The sequence below is a fragment of the Planktothrix sp. PCC 11201 genome (assembly GCF_900009135.1).
In the GTDB taxonomy this organism is placed as follows: domain Bacteria; phylum Cyanobacteriota; class Cyanobacteriia; order Cyanobacteriales; family Microcoleaceae; genus Planktothrix.
In genome coordinates this window covers 425,488-442,264 of sequence record NZ_LT797693.1, presented here as the reverse complement: position 1 = coordinate 442,264, position 16,777 = coordinate 425,488, and the positions used below count along the sequence as shown (strand labels likewise).

Below are 16,777 nucleotides of genomic sequence, written 5' to 3'. Positions count from 1 at the left end.
GATAGTACGGAAATATTGCGAGAGGATCGACAACGTGGTTAAGTAATAGAAAAAAGGCAAATAATAGTTGAGTTTAAAGTTTTTTGTTTTGGTTTTCAAGGAAATAGTAAAGGCTAAATCTTAGTTATGAGTGAATATAACTTCTTATCGTTAGAGCAAAGTGATATAGCTATTATTGATGGGGATAGAGGTAAAAACTATCCAAAACAAGAAGATTTTGTAGAAAAAGGTTTTTGTTTATTTTTGAATACTAAAAATGTAAGAGAAGATGGTTTTGATTTTTCCAACGCTCAATTTATATCAAAAGCAAAAGATGATAGTTTAAGAAAGGGTAAATTACAAAGAGATGATATCGTACTAACAACAAGAGGAACGCTTGGAAATATTGGTTTTTACAATCAAAGTATTTCTTATAACCACATTAGAATTAATTCTGGTATGGTCATTTTGAGATGTGGTCAAAACATAGATCCTAAATTCATTTATTTATTTCTAAAATCTAGTATATTCAAAAATCAAGTCCAATCTTTTCAGTCTGGCTCTGCACAACCTCAACTACCAATTAAAGACTTAAAATGTATATTGATTCCAGACTTACTGTTATCAGAACAAAAACAAATAGCTGATATATTATCCTGTCTCGACAACAAAATAGACAACCTCCGCCGCCAAAACGAAACCCTAGAAAAAATCGCGCAAACACTCTTTAAACATTGGTTTATTGACTTTGAATTTCCCAACGATGACGGCAAACCTTATAAATCATCCGGTGGGGCGATGGTTGCTTCTGAGTTGGGGGATATTCCCGAAGGTTGGCGTGTTGGGAAATTAGAAGAATTAATAATAGTCAACCCCAGAGAATCAATTAAAACTGGTGCAATTGTAAAATATGTAGACATGAGAGCATTGTCTACTTCAAGTATGGAAATTACAGACTATGTAACTAGAGAATTTACATCTGGCAGTAAATTTAGAAACCAAGATACACTACTAGCAAGAATTACGCCTTGTTTGGAAAATGGAAAAACAGCTTTTGTAAGTATCTTAGATGATGGAGAGGTTGCTTTCGGTTCAACTGAATTTATAGTTTTAAGAGCTAAAGAAAATTGCTGTTCTGAATATATTTATCCTCTTGCCCGTAGTCCATATTTTCGAGATTTTGCTGTAAAAAATATGACTGGCTCATCAGGTCGTCAGAGAATCCCAAATGATGTTATAGCAAATTATAAATTAGCTATTCCAGATATTCAGACAATTAAAAACTATCAAAAAATATGTCGTCCTTTATTTTGGAAAACAAGCTCTAATCAGCAACAAATTCAAACTCTAACTAAAACCCGTGACGCTCTATTACCTAAATTAATGAGTGGTCAAATTAGGATTAAGGAAGCAGAAAGTATAATAGAGGAGGTAAAATGAAACTACCCAATCCTGAAAATGCAATTATTGATGAACAGAAACTAGCGGGTTATTCCCTCAACCCTAATCATTCAGAGGGAAAACATAAAGCCCGTGTCTTCAAATCTGCTTTAAACTTAACGCTTGACAACCTAGACGAACTAAAAAACGCGCTTTTATTTGCAGTCAAAACCTATGATGCTATCCCAGATAAAACTAACACTTATGGACAAAAATATATTATTGATTTTCTGCTCACACGGGAAAACAAAACCGCTATTATCCATAGCGTTTGGATAATTAGAAATAACGAACAAATCCCCCGCTTAGTAACTTGTTACATTCTTTAAGGAGAACTGAAAATGAAACTTTTAGATGTTGTGGCTTTATTAGAAAACTTACCAGAATTAGAACTTTATCGAGGACAAGTTGGCACAATTGTTGAAGAATATGAACCCGGAGTTTTTGAGGTTGAATTTAGCGATGATACAGGCAGAGCTTATGCCATAGAAACCCTAAGTGAACATCAGTTAATGGTTCTTTATCACTATCGCTTAGAACTTGAAGCCGTAGCAATCTAAAACCGATTAGATTTATCAAAATGGCGATAATATTTGTTTTTATATCGTAGATTTTGAACATAATATCCTATTAGGGTTAAGGAAGGTGAGAGTATAATAGAGGAGGAGTAAAACCATGAGAATATATTTAGATACCAGTGTATATAATCGCCCTTATGATGACCAAACTCAAGCTAAAATATACCTAGAGACTCAAGCTGTCCTAATCATCCTTAATTTAATAGAAACCCAACAGATAGAATCCGTAAACTCATCAGTATTAGAATATGAAAATCAGAAAAACCCAGTTCTTATCATCCAAACAGCTATTAAGAAATACCTCACCGAAGCCAGTCTATTTCAACCTCTAAATGAAACCATCAGGCAAAGAGCAAAACAACTAGAAACACAAGGCATAAAGCCCATAGATGCCCTTCACGTTGCTAGTTTTGAATCTTCAAAAAGTAATTATTTTATCACTTGTGATAAACGACTACTCAACCGTTGTGAAGCCCTAGCCATCCCAGCTATTAATCCTATTAATTTTATCGAGGAGTTAGATGATGAAAATTAATCTTAACAACGACCAACAAATTATAGAAGAAGTCTTTAATATTTTAATCGAAAATTTAGAGCCTTCTAAAATCAGCCGTTTTTGGGCAATTTGTAACTTAGGAAGTGGGGAATATTCCCAACTCAAAGACAAACTCTTTGCTGGAGAAACCGTTGATAGTCTTTATGAAAAAATCCAAGCACAAGAAAACAATGATTAAACTACAGAAAAATTTCTAAACTTTGCCCGCTTTCTCGATCAAATATAATCTTAAATTATGGCATTTACCACAGAAGACGAAATCGAACTTTACAACCTAGAACTACTTGAAAATCTCGGTTATAATTATCGAAACGGTCATGATATTGAACCCGAAGGTCAACACCCCGAACGGGAAAGTTTTAGTGATATCCTGTTAAAAGATAGATTACAAAACGCCATCACAAAACTTAACCCCCATATTCCCTTAGAAGCTAGAGAACAAGCATTTCTACAAATTACAACTCTGAGCACCCCTGACCTACTCAATAATAACGAAACCTTCCATAAATACCTAACAGAAGGCATCGATATTGAATATCAATGGCAGGGAGAAACCAGAGGCGGTAAGGTTTGGTTAATTGACTTTAACCATCCTGAAAATAACCAATTCTTAGCCGTTAATCAATATACCGTTATTGAAGATAACCACAACCGCCGACCCGATATTATTTTATTTATTAATGGTTTGCCTTTGGTCGTCATTGAACTAAAAAATGCTGCTGATTCTAAAGCAAATCTAAAAGCTGCTTATCAGCAATTACAAACCTATAAACGAGAAATTCCGAGTTTATTTAATTATAATGCTTTATTAATTATTTCCGATGGTTTAGAAGCTCGGGCGGGTTCACTTTCGGCGGATTTTAACCGTTTTCTGACTTGGAAAAACCCCAACGGTGAACAAGACCCTAACCGCAATGAATTAGAGATTTTAACAAACGGTATCCTGAATAAAACCACCCTCCTCGACTTTATCCGTCATTTTTCAGTCTTTGAAAAAGTTAAATTTGTTAACCCTGAAACCCAAGTTACCACCCTACAAACTATTAAAAAAATTGCCGCTTATCATCAATATTATGCTGTTAATAAAGCCATTGAATCTGTTCTAGGAGCAGTGAGCCGGAAAGATGCTAAAGGCGGTGTGATTTGGCATACCCAAGGCAGCGGTAAATCTCTGACCATGGTTTTTTTAACTGGAAAATTAGTCTTAAAACTCAATAACCCGACGGTGGTAGTTTTAACCGATAGAAATGATTTAGATGACCAACTCTTTGATACCTTTGCCGGATGTCGTCAACTGCTCCGCCAAGACCCACAACAAGCGGAAAATCGCGCCCAAGTTAGAGAACTTTTAACTGTTGATTCTGGGGGGATTATATTTACAACGGTACAAAAATTTTCTCCCGAAAATGACGAAACTCCTTATCTTAGAATTAGCGATCGCTCTAATATTATTATCTTAGCAGATGAAGCCCACCGCAGTCAATATGGCTTAAAAGCTAAACAAATTAACCTCAAAGATACGGCAGGAAATGTTATTGGGAAACAAACTAAATATGGCTTTGCTAAGTATATTCGGGATGCTTTCCCCCATGCTATTTTTGTCGGGTTTACCGGAACTCCCGTCGAACAAACTGATAAAAATACCCCGGCGGTTTTTGGGAATTATATTGATATTTATGATATCGCTCAAGCGGTAAAAGATGGGGCAACGGTTCCCATTTATTATGAAAGTCGGTTAGTGAAAGTACACCTAGATGAGAAAGGAAAAAAACTCCTCGATGAACTAGATGATGATCTGCAATATGAAGACCTCAGCACCACTCAAAAAGCTAAAGCAAATCAAACCCAATTAGAAGCTATTATCGGTTCTAGCAAGCGGTTAAAAATGATTGCTGAGGATATTATTACCCACTTTGAACAGCGACAAATTGCTAACCGGGGTAAAGGAATGATTGTCACCATGAGTCGTCGTATTGCTGCTGATCTTTACGAGAATATTGTTAAATTGCGTCCTAACTGGCATAGTGATGATCTCCACAATGGCAATATTAAATTAGTGATGACAGCCGCCGCCTCCGATGAGGAAAAACTGGTTAAACATCATACCAATAAAAAAGACCGTCAAATTCTCGCCCAACGTCTGAAAGACCCCGATAATTCCCTAGAATTAGTGATTGTTTGTGATATGTGGTTAACGGGTTTTGACGCGCCTTGTTTGCATACCATGTACATTGATAAAGGGTTAAAAGCCCATAATTTAATGCAAGCGATCGCCCGAATTAATCGAGTTTATTTTGAGAAAATGGGGGGATTGATTGTTGATTATTTGGGATTAGCCCATGAACTAAAAAAAGCCCTTTCCTTTTATTCTCAAAGCGGGGGCAAAGGTAGTCTTTTTATTAACCAAGAAGAAGCCGTTAATCTTTTCTTAGCTAAGTTAGAAATTGTGGAACAAATTATGGCGGGTTGCCATTATCAAGATTATTTTACAGCGTCCACCGGAGAAAAACTAAATTTATTAAAAACTGCTACAAATTATATTGCTGACCCGTCCCGTAAAACTCCATTTCAAAATGGGGTTGTTGCCCTTTCTAAAGCGTTTTCTCTGGCAGTTCCCCATCTTGAAGCCCTCAGAGAAGCAGAAAAAGTATCTTTTTTCCAAGCCATTTTAGCCAGTCTCAAAAAGTTAGAAACCAGTGATGGGGGCGTGAGTAATATTGAAATTGAAACCGCCATTCGTCAAGTGGTAGACCAGGCGCTGGTTTCCAGTGCGGTGATTAATATTTTTGATCAGGCTGGAATTAAAAACCCTGATATTTCTATTATTTCTGATGAATTTATGGCAGAAGTGCAGGGTATGGAACATAAAAATTTAGCTGTTGAACTGTTAACTCGTTTATTGAAAGATGAGGTTAAAGCGAGAAGTCGGACGAATATTGTTCAAAGTCGCAAACTAGCAGAAATGTTAGAGGAATCCTTGCGTCGTTATCAAAATCAAGTGATTAGTGTAACAGATATTATTCAGGAATTATTAGGAATTGCTAAGGATACCCAAGCGGCAAATCAACGGGGGGAAGAATTGAAGTTAGAACCCTATGAATTAGCATTTTATGATGCCCTGGCTCAAAATGAAAGTGCAACGGAAGTGATGGGGGTTGAACAATTACGAGAATTAGCGATCGTTTTAGTGCAGAGAATTCGGCAGAATGTGACAATTGATTGGAATTTGAAAGAAAGTGTTAGAGCTAGAATGAAGGTGATGGTTAAACGCTTACTACGCCAGTATGGTTATCCCCCGGATATGCAGGCGTTAGCTACAGAGTTAGTGTTGGAACAGGCGAAAATATTTACAGAATCTATTGATATCAATAAAAAACACTTAAGAGGCTATTCCTAATCGGGAACAACCTCTTAAACTTTAATAGGGGATAATTTTTAAGCTATCAATAATCAAGCATTACCCAAGGTGGGAATCTCAACAGAGCCCGAACCTCGATTCTGAAAACTGGGTAAATCCAAGCCACTGGGACGGCGACTTTTCTGGGCTAAACGATAGCTGACACTTTGTAATTCCGCATGGAGTTGTTTATTTTCCCGTTGAAGTAATTCAACTTTTTCCATGACTTCGTTCAGACGTTCTGAGAACTTCTGACGGTATACCCCGGGTAACTCCTGGACGACCTGTTCCAACATTCGAGAACGGTCTGTTAACTCCTCCACTGACTGTCTGAGTTGATAGGCTTCCGTATCTCGTTCGGCTATTTGTCCTTGATAAAACTTAACTTGCTGCTCCATCTCTTGCAGTTGTTCGCGCAAGGCCACCATTTGCACTTGATGACGTTCAGAAACCTCCGGGCTTGGTAATAAGTTAGCATCCCCTTTTACCAAACGGAAAAGTTCCTGGGATAACTGTTGAATCAACTGCTCCCGCATTTGTAGCTCCTCGTTCAAACGAGTAACTTCAGCTTGTAAATCCTGTGGCGTTTGACTTTTAGCTTGGCTCACGATGATTAACGGCTCCTATAAATTTATTCTTTATATTTACTCTTAAAATACTCTTAGTATTCCGAATCGGCAAGGGTGAAAAAAACGGAGTAGAGGAAGAACACAGTAGAGATGTTCCAGGGAGAGTCTCTACTGTGTTCTTAATCTATTCAGCCTCTTGAGATTCGGGTTCCGCTTCCGTGGCTTCGACAGGTTCGACCGTTACTTCTTCCTTGATAGTCAGATAACGAATCACCTCATCGCTAATTCGCATAGCTCTTTCCAAAATAGCGATCTGAGCCCCAGGGCCTTCATAATTCATTTGAACGTAAACGCCTTCCCGATGCTTGTCAATGTCATAGGCTAGACGTCGTTTACCTCGATTTTGAATTTTGATATTCTGTCCGCCTTGCTCTTTAAGAATGTTTTCGTATTTGCCAATAGACTGACCAACTTGCTCATCATTGAGATCGGGGCGCAGAATATACATCGTTTCGTAAACAAAAGGCTTCATGCTGTGATTCTCCTTGTGGACAACGGGGCTTCTGGATTCAGAAGCAAGGATCTCTGATTGTATCAGGTTTAGGGTGACAATTTACGTTAATAGTAGTCTCGCAACCCACGATTAGGACATCAACGGATGCTCAAACCCAGAGGGTAAAGTTCCCCATTCCCCATTCCCTATTACCGAACTTGCATATAAACAGCATCAGAAATTGTGGGAATTTCTGCATATTTCCCAGATAAAGACTGAATCACAGAATAGAAAAATACTGCTAAAAGCCCCAGAAATATCATGTTGTAAAGGGTTTGACCGACAAATCCTTGTAAAAGAATACTGCCGAATACCTGGAACACTAACGTGCATAAAATCAGAACAATGTCAATCAGAATGGCTTGCATTGTATTAAATCGGATGAAATGGGGAATATTTTCATTGCGAACCACTAACATATACAGGCCGATAAACACAACAAATCCAGCGAAAGGAATGTATTGATAAAGGAAAATCAAAGGAATAACAGGCAATGTAATAATTTGTAAAACTGGAAACTGTTGGAATAAAAAGCGTCCAAAGGGCAACCCATCCATTAAAGGCAGTAGATAGGGTAGGGCGGCAAAAATGCGATCGCGTACTGTCGTGGTTCCGCGCCAAGTCATAACCAATTCTCCTGAGTATCTCTTAAACCCAGGATAGCGCAGTCCCAGAGATTGGGGTCGGATGTTAGGAAGAAAAGCCGGGAATTGATTCTTAGAAGCCTAGACTGTACCTGTAATCAGGTCTTGATCTCACTGAATATTAGCGATGCGGAAGCCCATCTGACACTCGTACTGACTCGGTTGATTGTTGATGGAGGGACGAACTAAATGCCCACAGGACAACTGCCCCCCTCTCCAACGAGGTTGACCGCTTTGATCGGCTAATAAACATCCCTGACAAACTTGTTGAGAAGCAAGTATCTGGTTATCCATCAAGATGACTAGCATAATGATTCCTCCGACAGACGCCCAACTATAATTTCCATTTTAAGTCGATAGTTGTAGGGGATTCGGCTAAATGAGTCACAACTTAATACAATTTTGGAATCAACCATCAGCACAGTAAAGTTATGATTTAAAATCAGGGATAATCCTAATCCGTTTAAATCGGTGATCAAATTGTCTAATTAAGAGGAATTTTATTGTGAGTCGGTCTAACCTAGAAATCTTATCTGAAACTGATCCCGTCATTGCTGATCTGATTCAGCATGAACTCTGTCGTCAACGGGAACACCTAGAATTAATTGCCAGTGAAAACTTTACCTCGGCGGCGGTAATGGCAGCCCAAGGGTCGGTGCTCACCAATAAATACGCCGAAGGGCTTCCCAAAAAACGCTACTACGGCGGTTGTGAATTTGTCGATGGCATCGAACAATTAGCCATTGAGCGCGCCAAACAACTGTTCGGAGCCGCCAGTGCCAATGTTCAACCCCATTCGGGAGCTCAAGCCAACTTTGCGGTGTTCCTGGCGATGCTCAAACCAGGTGACACGATCATGGGGATGGACTTATCCCATGGGGGACATTTAACCCATGGTTCTCCGGTCAATGTCTCTGGTAAATGGTTTAAAGCCTGTCATTATGGGGTTAGCCCGGAAACCGAACAACTGGATTATGACTTGATTTTAGAACTGGCCAAACAGCATAAACCCCAAATGCTCATTTGTGGGTATTCGGCCTATTCTCGGATTATCGATTTTGAGAAATTCAGGGCGATTGCTGATGAAGTCGGGGCCTATTTAATGGCCGATATTGCCCATATTGCGGGGTTAGTGGCAACGGGTCATCATCCTAACCCGATTCCCTACTGTGATGTGGTCACCACCACTACTCACAAAACCTTGAGAGGGCCCCGGGGTGGATTGATTTTAAGTCGGGATGCCGAACTGGGCAAAAAATTGGATAAAGCTGTTTTCCCTGGCAGTCAAGGTGGCCCCCTAGAACACGTTATTGCGGGGAAAGCTGTTGCCTTTGGGGAAGCCCTGAAACCGGAATTTTCTACCTATTCGGGTCAAGTGATTGCTAATGCGAAGGCCCTGGCTACTCAGTTACAAAACCGAGGCTTAAAAATTGTTTCCGGTGGTACGGATAATCATTTGATGTTAGTAGATTTACGGTCGGTGAATATGACTGGAAAACGGGCGGATCAACTGGTTACTGAAGTTAATATTACGGCGAATAAAAATACTGTTCCCTTTGATCCTGAATCTCCCTTTGTCACCAGTGGTTTACGGTTGGGTTCTCCGGCTATGACCACCCGGGGGATGGGAGAAACGGAATTTATCGAAATTGGGAATATTATTGCAGATCGTCTGCTCAACCCGGAAGATGAAGCAATCAGCGAAGCCTGTCGTCAACGGGTGGCGAATTTGTGCGATCGCTTTCCTCTATATCCCCATTTGAGCTTGAAAGTTCCGGCTTTAGCTTAGTAGGATTTAAACGGATTGATTAAGTATCGTTTTTTCAAAGTTAGCGATCGCTCTCCAACTTATCAAAAGTGCGATCGCTTTTTCTTTTATTAACTTTTCTTAATGGGTTGGGGATTTAGACTTTGATTGGGCTTATATCCCTCTTCTGTCAGTCTCCGAAACCAACAAGTAATAAAAAGTAGAGTTATCCATTGGGAAAATAAGATTGAAATTGATTAATATTCTGAATTAATTTATGAAACCCAAGCAATAAATAACGATCAGGAAAAACATCTAACCACGGGGCAATCAACCACAATATAATAGTAGGCTGAATTATTAAACGCAAATTATTTAAAACATTTTTCCATCCCTCTTTATGATTCCATTGTTGGTGATTCGAGCAATCTGTGGTGTTTTTTTTGCTCTCCGATTCTCTGGGACTTCCTTGACTTAAAGACCGGAAAACTTCGGAGTTGAAACTAATCATTAAATACACACAGAAAATGATTTCCCACCATTTTTCTATATCTTGAAAATCCGTCAACCGATAGTCAGTCCAACCCAGTTCTTGTTTACATTGTCGAAATCCATATTCCACCCATGTTCTTAACCCGTATAAATTACCTAATGTCTTTTTTATCTGGTTCCTATTTTCTGTTAAATTTGTCATGACAAATGAAGTTGAGGCTTCTGGCATTGTTTCTGGATCTGTGGTGATTTCCCAATAGGTTCTCGGACTTCTTTTTCCAAATATAATTTCTCTAATATATCGGGTTTCTGATTCTCCATTGCTAAAAACTCTCTCAAATTTACACCATTTGTTTGCTCTAACTTTCTCCTCGCTTGACATCCAGACTCCATGATTACTTCTTATTGCCAGCACCCAAGGTAATCCAAATTTATCTAATGTACTGATAAACGAACTACTTTCACCATAAAGGCTATCTGCTAATACCAATTCAATTTGAAATCCCAGTTCAACCAACTCTGTTAGGATTTCTGATGCGATTTCAATCTTAGTTTTGTAGACATCTCCTTCTTTTAATGTTCCTTTGGGTTTAAATACTCTAAACACTAAAGGAAAAGTTATATTTTTATAAACACCGTAAGCATTAACTGATACTATTCCCCGATCTATTTTGCCCACACTTCCCAAGTATTGTCGGGCTACATAGTCGGTTTTTTTACCCTTTCTCCTATCTCCTGTTTCATCAATTATTACTATAATCTTCTCTTCTTTCAATGCTTTTAGAGTTCGAGCTAATCTTCTTTCCTTTAATTCCCTTGCTGACCAAGGCGAATTGGCTAAAAAATGATGGAGTGATTGCGGCGACCTAATTCCTACTATTTTAGCAATTTCCGGTAAAGATTTTCTCGGAATTGGTGAGATGATTCCTAGATGTAAGTATTTAAAACATTCGTAACTTCTAACTTCAGGGAATAGGTCTTTATAACCTTGACAATATTCATCAATCACTGAAACTGTTGGTTGTGCATCTCTGGCTAAATGTTTGATAATCTGTAATTCTACATCCATTACCCTATCCCCCTTCTAGCTACCCATGTGGTTTATTTTCTAATTTTACTTCTAGGAGACTGACAGAAGAGGGATATAGCAGTTGCCACATCTATTAGGACATTCTTGAAAGCTAAAAGCTACTTATAGTAAGTATTTACCTATTGCCCATTGCCCATTCCCTATTGCCTCTTGCTATAATAAGAAAAACGAAAACTATTAGGTGTAGTTTTTCGGTGGCCGAAGCGGAGGATACAGTTATGAAAATCCTATCCACAGCAGTTTTTGGAGCCGCCACAGTGCTTCTACTCGGTTTAGGAGTCACGACTCCAGCCTATTCACAAAATCCTAATGATCTTAAACAATTATTAGAAACCCGATTCTGTCAAGGGTGTGATTTGAGAGGAGCTAATTTAAGCGGTGCTCATTTGATTGGTGTTGATTTACGAGATGCTAACCTTACGGGTGCAAACCTAGCTAATATCAATTTAGAAGGTGCAGATTTAACCGGAGCAAACTTAACATCTGCCAACCTAGAGGGCGCGTTTTTAAATCAGACTGAATTTAATCATGCTAACCTTAGTAATGCTAATTTAACTAATGCTAATTTAGTTCAAGCTCAATTAGAAGGTTCAAATCTGTTGAATGCAGATTTAACTGGAACTGAATTTGCAATTCCTACTTTACAGATGGCTGAACTTCCTGGAGGTTACGCCCAGGATTTAGGAAGGCCAGAAGAACTAACAATTGGACGAGACCCTGATCGTTTAGTATTCCCTTTTGGGGGGCCAGAATCCGATCAACCCTTTGAATATAATCAAGAATATTTGGATGAGATGGTTAATCCAACTTTTAACCCACTTAAACCCATTGATTCAAATTCTTTTTCCCGCCCAAATAATACTTTTAATGATGGAATGAGAGGAGATGTTCGTCCATCAGGAATAGATATGTTAGAGGTTGGTTTTTAATCCTAATCCATGACCAGCAGTCCTGTTCTAGTTCAGCAAAAATTCCCCAAACCAGGGAAGAAAATCCTAATCATTTTTTTCCCTGTTAACAAATAATAAATAATACTCTGTTTGTATAATAATTTTCTGAATAGTCAGTATCATTAATTACTTAAAGAAATTCCCAAAGATGCGGAACAAAATCGTCAAGCGGTAATGATGATTACCCATGATGTGGATGAGGCAATTTATATGTCTGATCGAATTGTTTTGATGACTAATGGCCCCCATGCTAATATTGGAGAAATCAGATGAATAAAAAATAGTACAGATCCCACCGTTGTGTAGAGGCGTTAGATATGGCGTCTCTACCTGTTTTCGGGTTGCCTATTTTCTGGCTTTATTCTGTATAATAAACGGAACTGTTTCATGATGTAGAGTTAGGATAGCCGTGACTTCTCCCAGAAATTCATCTCAACAGCAACAACCCGAAAACCATCGGGCACTGAGTTCTAGTTATTACACCCTGTTAGGGGTTCATCCCAGTGCCACCCCGATAGAAATTCGACGCGCCTATCGAGAATTGAGTAAACTGTATCATCCTGATACGACAACATTATCAAAAGCGATCGCCACGGCAAAATTTCAGAAACTGAATGAAGCTTATGCCACCTTATGTAACCCAGATCGGCGTCAGTCCTATGATCAAAAAATTGGCTATTCTCGATATCATTTAATTCAGGTTCCAACGGACTTAAATCAACCCTATTCTAAAAACAATCGTTCTCATTCTTCTTCTGCCTATTTAGACCCAACAGATCGTCCTCTTTCCTCTGGAGAAGTTTTTTCATTATTTCTAATGGGATTAACTTTTATTGGATGTATCCTGTTAGCAATTTTTATTAGTTTAACTCGTTATTAATATTTATGTATTGGTTGGAATTGATCAAAAATGCTATAATCAATACCTAATATAAATTAGCTCTCTTTCTTCTTATTTATGACTTTGCCGAGTTCAGAGACACCTTTATATAATCATCCCCTACCCGATATTGAAGAATGGTTACGCTCTCATGGGGGTGAACAGGATAAAAAAGAACTCCATTATTGGCGCATTGGAAACCAAAATTGGACAGCGGATTTATGGTTAGAAGTTGACCAAATTACAGTCCGTTATATCGGTGCTACAACCAATGGTCAAGATATTCAACGTTCTTTTAAATATTCCCTTCCGCGCCGAGATCTTGAAGCTGCTATATTTGGGGGGCCTTAATCAGTTATCAGTTATCAGTTATCAGTTACCAGTTATCAGTTACCAGTTATCAGTTGTTAATTATCAGTTGTTAATTATCAGTTGGTAGTTGTTAGTTATCAGTTGTTAATTATCAGTTGTTAGTTGTTAGTTGTTAGTTAATTGATGACCGCTTACTGATTAACGATTCAAACTTTGCCGAATCTACGTTCCCGTTTTTGATAGGAAGACAATGCTAGATGCAATTCCGTATGATCAAAATCAGGCCAAAGAGTGTCAGTTACATAAATTTCTGCATAGGCGAGTTGCCATAATAAAAAATTACTAATTCGCATTTCTCCACTGGTACGAATCAATAAATCAGGGTGACAGATTTCGGCGGTATATAAATGTTTTTCAAACAGAGTTTCATCAATATCTTCCGGTAGAATTAACCCTTGTTTGACTTGAGTTGCAATCTCTCGACAGGCTTTTAAAATTTCTTGTCGCCCACCATAATTAGTGGCAATTGTCAAGAGAATCCCCTTATTTTGTTTCGTTTCCTCCATTGAATATTCTATTTTTTCCTGTAGAGATTTAGGGAGTGCTGCCAAATTTCCGACAAACTGAATTCGCACTTCCTCCTCCATCATTTCTCGCAGTTCTCGCATTAAAACCCGCTCAAATAATGCCATGAGAAAATCTACTTCCTCTAAAGGACGTCCCCAATTTTCCGTAGAAAAAGCATAGGCCGTTAGTGCCGCCACACCCCAGTCTCGACAACAGCGTAAGACTTCTTTGAGGGAATCGACTCCCCGACGGTGGCCCATAGTTCGAGGTAAACCTCGACGCTTCGCCCAGCGACCATTGCCATCCATAATCACAGCAATGTGTTTAGGCAAGCGGTTCTGGTCTAAATCTACGGGTAATTCATATATAACCCTTGTCTTAGCACTCATTTTTTCTCCCGAGAAGCTTTGGATCGAGGACGGAATAGGCGAGACACTAAAGCCCATCCTTGGTAACCCATGCGGTTTCCCCAATGGGTAATAGAAATCGAAGCAACAGTTCCGTCATCATTGGATGTCCAAGAACGAGCTTCTAATAGCTCTTTTAGTTTACTGCTAGTTAAGGGTCGGTTGAGGATTCCTTTTTCCGCCAGAGAAATTGAACCCGTTTCTTCCGACACCACAATACACATACATTTTGCCACTCGTTCCGTAATTCCCATCGCCGCCCGATGACGAGTTCCCAATTGTCGGGACGCCATGCGTTCCGATAGAGGTAAAATCACCCCAGCCGCCGCAATCCGAGACGCCCGAATTAATACCGCCCCATCATGGAGGAGGGTTTTAGGTTGAAAAATAGTTTGTAATAATTCCCTGGAAACTTCGGCATTGAGTTTGACTCCTGGGACAGAAAAATCCCGTTCATCAATGGGACTTCCGGTTTCAATAATAATTAATGCCCCTGTACGATTTTGGGAGAGTTCTTTAACCGCTTCTACAAGTTGATCAATAACCCCATCGGGTTCAGGAATGACACGGCGACCCTGACCAAACAACTGTGAAACTTCTCCGCGACCCAACTGTTCCAAAAATTCGCGGAATTCTGATTGTAATATGACTGCCATCGCTACGGCAGAACCTGTAACTAAACTATTCAGGGCAATATGCAATAATTTTAAATTTGCCCAGTTACTAATGGCCGTTGCCAACATTAGAATAATAAACCCACGCACCATCCAAAGGGTACGACGTTCTCCAATGATGACCAAAACCACATAAGCGACGGCAAAAACTAATCCAATATCAAGACTTTGAATTAACCAGGGAGGAATTCCTTGCTTAGTCATGACTAGACGCCGCATTCATCGAATTTTGCTCAAATTAATAGAAGCCTGAGTCAACCCCCTAACAAAAGGGGGGGATCAAAGTCCCTCTTAAAAAGGGGGACTTAGGGGAATCAGAGCTCGGCGATCAGCATGAGTTTTTGGCAATTGTTGACACCGATCTTGTAGTTCACCTCGGCAACCCTTAACGATTTATGGTTAAGCGTTCTGGGAGTCGATCTTGACGGATTAAATCTTGGTAAGATTCTCGTTCAATAATGACATTAGCATCGCCATTATTAACCAAAACTGCCGCCGGTTTAGACAGTCGATTATAGTTAGAGGCCATACTATAATTGTAGGCTCCCGTTGCCATAACCACGAGAATATCCCCAGATTCAACTTTGGGAAGTTGAGCATCCTTAATTAAAATATCCCCAGATTCACAATGTTTTCCTGCAACGGTAACGGTTTCGGTCATGGGTGCAGACATTTGGTTAGCTGAAACCACTCGGTACAAGGACTGATAGGTAATCGGACGAGGGTTATCGGACATCCCGCCATCTACAGCAATATAAGTCCGAATTCCGGGAACTTGTTTTTGAGAACCTACAGTATAAGCTGTAACGCAACTAGAGCCAATAACAGAGCGTCCCGGCTCACATAATAATTTCGGCAGGGGATATTGTTTATGTTCACAGGCTTTGATAACGGATTCAGTCACAATTTTTACCCAATCTTCGATACTTGGGGGATCATCTGACTCCGTATAGCAAATGCCTAAACCACCACCAATATTGACTTCTGAGATATTTAAACCATGTTGATTGGCTTTAGTTAAAGTATCAATAATCACATGGCCCAAATCGTTATGGGGTTGCAATTCAAAAATTTGGGAGCCAATATGAGCATGAACTCCAATACAAGATAAACCCGATTGCTGACTAATAAATTCAAAGACTTCATCCAGTTGACCGGGATCAAAACCAAATTTACTATCTAAGTGTCCGGTGCGGATGTATTCGTGGGTATGACATTCAATTCCTGGGGTAAACCGAATCATCATCCGAATGGGATGAGCAACGATAGACTGCTGACTCAGTTTAGCGAGGGTATGTAAATCTAACCAATTATCCGCAACAACGGTACACCCATTTTCAATTGCTAATTGAATTTCTTCCGAGGATTTATTATTCCCATGGAGGTAGGTTTTCTCCGGTGCAACTCCAGCTTGGAGGGCGGTACAGAGCTCACCTCCTGATACGACATCAATGCCTAATCCTTCGGAAGCCACAATAGCACAAACCGCCAAACAATTCCAGGCTTTGGAGGCATACAGGACTAGGGACTCACCAGGATAATATTGTTTGAAGGCGTCCCGGTATTGTTGACAAGCGGTTCGCAGGGTGGTTTCATCAACAATATAAAGGGGTGTGCCAAATTGTTTGACTAAGGCGGTAACGTCACAACCGCCAATTTCTAAGTGATCTTGCGGATTGACTTTTGCTGTCAAAGGAAATAGTTGTTGATTAGGCGATCGGGTTTCTAAGGCATCCGTTGATGCAGATAGGTATTGCAGTCCAGAATTTTGCACAGGAAATACTATATTAACACTTCTATAGATCAGATTTTAGCGTAAAGTTGCACGGGTGTCTGGTGTTGGCTATCGAATATTGGCTGATTTACAAGAATGATAGGCGTTTATGTTGAGTTTTTTTGCTGGTGGTTTAAGATAGATTAGGGTGTTTTGCACTTTTAATCT

Annotated in this window: 18 protein-coding genes; 10 read left to right on the top strand and 8 right to left on the bottom strand. The window is 39.4% G+C overall.

Translation table 11 applies throughout. From position 1 onward, the window contains the following. The first annotated feature begins 126 nt into the window (after positions 1-126). The 6 genes from PL11201_RS06875 (at position 127) to PL11201_RS06850 (ending at position 5,950) form a co-directional block, all read left to right on the top strand. Positions 127-1,419, top strand: a complete 1,293-nt coding sequence (locus tag PL11201_RS06875) for a restriction endonuclease subunit S (RefSeq protein WP_079677832.1) — start codon at positions 127-129, stop codon at positions 1,417-1,419. Further along, positions 1,416-1,748: a DUF6883 domain-containing protein gene (locus PL11201_RS06870; RefSeq protein ID WP_079677831.1), complete on the top strand. Its 333-nt coding sequence runs from the start codon at positions 1,416-1,418 to the stop codon at positions 1,746-1,748. Before PL11201_RS06875 ends, PL11201_RS06870 begins: the two co-directional genes overlap by 4 nt. A 12-nt stretch (positions 1,749-1,760) precedes the next feature. Continuing rightward, positions 1,761-1,979: a DUF4926 domain-containing protein gene (locus PL11201_RS06865; protein WP_079677830.1), complete on the top strand. Its 219-nt coding sequence runs from the start codon at positions 1,761-1,763 to the stop codon at positions 1,977-1,979. Between the two features lie 115 nt (positions 1,980-2,094). Next, the gene (locus PL11201_RS06860; RefSeq protein ID WP_079677829.1) at positions 2,095-2,532 is read left to right on the top strand and encodes a PIN domain-containing protein; all 438 of its coding nucleotides are present in this window, start codon (positions 2,095-2,097) and stop codon (positions 2,530-2,532) included. Next, positions 2,522-2,731: a hypothetical protein gene (locus PL11201_RS06855; protein ID WP_079677828.1), complete on the top strand. Its 210-nt coding sequence runs from the start codon at positions 2,522-2,524 to the stop codon at positions 2,729-2,731. Before PL11201_RS06860 ends, PL11201_RS06855 begins: the two co-directional genes overlap by 11 nt. A gap of 57 nt (positions 2,732-2,788) precedes the next feature. Then, positions 2,789-5,950 (top strand): type I restriction endonuclease subunit R, encoded by a 3,162-nt coding sequence (locus tag PL11201_RS06850; protein ID WP_079677827.1) that lies wholly within the window; start codon positions 2,789-2,791, stop codon positions 5,948-5,950. 53 nt (positions 5,951-6,003) lie between these two features. Here the strand turns inward: PL11201_RS06850 and PL11201_RS06845 are convergent, their stop codons facing one another. The 4 genes from PL11201_RS06845 to PL11201_RS06830 all read right to left on the bottom strand — a co-directional run bounded on the left by PL11201_RS06845 (position 6,004) and on the right by PL11201_RS06830 (position 8,025). Then, positions 6,004-6,561 carry an Npun_F5560 family protein gene (locus PL11201_RS06845; protein ID WP_079677826.1) on the bottom strand — a complete coding sequence of 186 codons (558 nt, stop codon included), beginning with the start codon at positions 6,559-6,561 and terminating at the stop codon, positions 6,004-6,006. 142 nt (positions 6,562-6,703) lie between these two features. Beyond that, positions 6,704-7,051, bottom strand: a complete 348-nt coding sequence (gene rpsF, locus PL11201_RS06840; RefSeq protein ID WP_079677825.1) for a 30S ribosomal protein S6 — start codon at positions 7,049-7,051, stop codon at positions 6,704-6,706. Between the two features lie 170 nt (positions 7,052-7,221). Beyond that, positions 7,222-7,698, bottom strand: coding sequence for a Tic20 family protein (locus tag PL11201_RS06835; protein ID WP_079677824.1), 477 nt, complete (start codon positions 7,696-7,698; stop codon positions 7,222-7,224). A 129-nt stretch (positions 7,699-7,827) separates the two neighbouring features. After that, on the bottom strand, positions 7,828-8,025 hold the full coding sequence (locus PL11201_RS06830) for a hypothetical protein (RefSeq protein WP_079677823.1): 198 nt from the start codon (positions 8,023-8,025) through the stop codon (positions 7,828-7,830). A 196-nt stretch (positions 8,026-8,221) separates the two neighbouring features. Between PL11201_RS06830 and glyA the strand changes: the two genes are divergently transcribed. Next, positions 8,222-9,505, top strand: a complete 1,284-nt coding sequence (gene glyA, locus PL11201_RS06825) for a serine hydroxymethyltransferase (RefSeq protein ID WP_079677822.1) — start codon at positions 8,222-8,224, stop codon at positions 9,503-9,505. Positions 9,506-9,689: 184 nt separating this feature from the next. Here glyA and PL11201_RS06820 read toward each other — a convergent pair whose 3' ends face one another. After that, positions 9,690-11,024 (bottom strand): IS701 family transposase, encoded by a 1,335-nt coding sequence (locus PL11201_RS06820; RefSeq protein ID WP_079676739.1) that lies wholly within the window; start codon positions 11,022-11,024, stop codon positions 9,690-9,692. 239 nt (positions 11,025-11,263) lie between these two features. Between PL11201_RS06820 and PL11201_RS06815 the strand changes: the two genes are divergently transcribed. From PL11201_RS06815 to PL11201_RS06805, 3 genes are all read left to right on the top strand, one after another. Beyond that, positions 11,264-11,974: a pentapeptide repeat-containing protein gene (locus PL11201_RS06815; RefSeq protein ID WP_079677821.1), complete on the top strand. Its 711-nt coding sequence runs from the start codon at positions 11,264-11,266 to the stop codon at positions 11,972-11,974. A gap of 430 nt (positions 11,975-12,404) precedes the next feature. Beyond that, positions 12,405-12,875, top strand: coding sequence for a J domain-containing protein (locus tag PL11201_RS06810; protein ID WP_079677820.1), 471 nt, complete (start codon positions 12,405-12,407; stop codon positions 12,873-12,875). Positions 12,876-12,953: 78 nt separating this feature from the next. Then, positions 12,954-13,226, top strand: coding sequence for a DUF3143 domain-containing protein (locus PL11201_RS06805; protein WP_079677819.1), 273 nt, complete (start codon positions 12,954-12,956; stop codon positions 13,224-13,226). A 167-nt stretch (positions 13,227-13,393) separates the two neighbouring features. Here the strand turns inward: PL11201_RS06805 and PL11201_RS06800 are convergent, their stop codons facing one another. From PL11201_RS06800 to lysA, 3 genes are all read right to left on the bottom strand, one after another. Continuing rightward, on the bottom strand, positions 13,394-14,143 hold the full coding sequence (locus PL11201_RS06800) for an isoprenyl transferase (protein WP_079677818.1): 750 nt from the start codon (positions 14,141-14,143) through the stop codon (positions 13,394-13,396). Next, positions 14,140-15,054: a diadenylate cyclase CdaA gene (cdaA, locus tag PL11201_RS06795; protein WP_079677817.1), complete on the bottom strand. Its 915-nt coding sequence runs from the start codon at positions 15,052-15,054 to the stop codon at positions 14,140-14,142. The genes PL11201_RS06800 and cdaA overlap by 4 nt, the downstream gene beginning before the upstream one ends. A 166-nt stretch (positions 15,055-15,220) precedes the next feature. Continuing rightward, entirely contained in the window at positions 15,221-16,609 is a 1,389-nt protein-coding gene (gene lysA, locus PL11201_RS06790) for a diaminopimelate decarboxylase (protein WP_079677816.1), read from the bottom strand. Positions 16,610-16,777 lie beyond the last annotated feature (168 nt).

Bases quoted from the DNA above. Each gene is read 5' to 3' on its own strand.
- PL11201_RS06860 (WP_079677829.1), top strand. From the start codon at position 2,095: ATGAGAATATATTTAGATACCAGTGTATATAATCGCCCTTATGATGAC.
- cdaA (WP_079677817.1), bottom strand. From the start codon at position 15,054: ATGCGGCGTCTAGTCATGACTAAGCAAGGAATTCCTCCCTGGTTAATT.
- rpsF (WP_079677825.1), bottom strand. From the start codon at position 7,051: ATGAAGCCTTTTGTTTACGAAACGATGTATATTCTGCGCCCCGATCTC.
- PL11201_RS06820 (WP_079676739.1), bottom strand. From the start codon at position 11,024: ATGGATGTAGAATTACAGATTATCAAACATTTAGCCAGAGATGCACAA.
- PL11201_RS06865 (WP_079677830.1), top strand. From the start codon at position 1,761: ATGAAACTTTTAGATGTTGTGGCTTTATTAGAAAACTTACCAGAATTA.
- PL11201_RS06830 (WP_079677823.1), bottom strand. From the start codon at position 8,025: ATGCTAGTCATCTTGATGGATAACCAGATACTTGCTTCTCAACAAGTT.
- PL11201_RS06815 (WP_079677821.1), top strand. From the start codon at position 11,264: ATGAAAATCCTATCCACAGCAGTTTTTGGAGCCGCCACAGTGCTTCTA.
- PL11201_RS06805 (WP_079677819.1), top strand. From the start codon at position 12,954: ATGACTTTGCCGAGTTCAGAGACACCTTTATATAATCATCCCCTACCC.
- PL11201_RS06850 (WP_079677827.1), top strand. From the start codon at position 2,789: ATGGCATTTACCACAGAAGACGAAATCGAACTTTACAACCTAGAACTA.
- PL11201_RS06835 (WP_079677824.1), bottom strand. From the start codon at position 7,698: ATGACTTGGCGCGGAACCACGACAGTACGCGATCGCATTTTTGCCGCC.
- PL11201_RS06870 (WP_079677831.1), top strand. From the start codon at position 1,416: ATGAAACTACCCAATCCTGAAAATGCAATTATTGATGAACAGAAACTA.
- PL11201_RS06800 (WP_079677818.1), bottom strand. From the start codon at position 14,143: ATGAGTGCTAAGACAAGGGTTATATATGAATTACCCGTAGATTTAGAC.
- PL11201_RS06855 (WP_079677828.1), top strand. From the start codon at position 2,522: ATGAAAATTAATCTTAACAACGACCAACAAATTATAGAAGAAGTCTTT.
- PL11201_RS06875 (WP_079677832.1), top strand. From the start codon at position 127: ATGAGTGAATATAACTTCTTATCGTTAGAGCAAAGTGATATAGCTATT.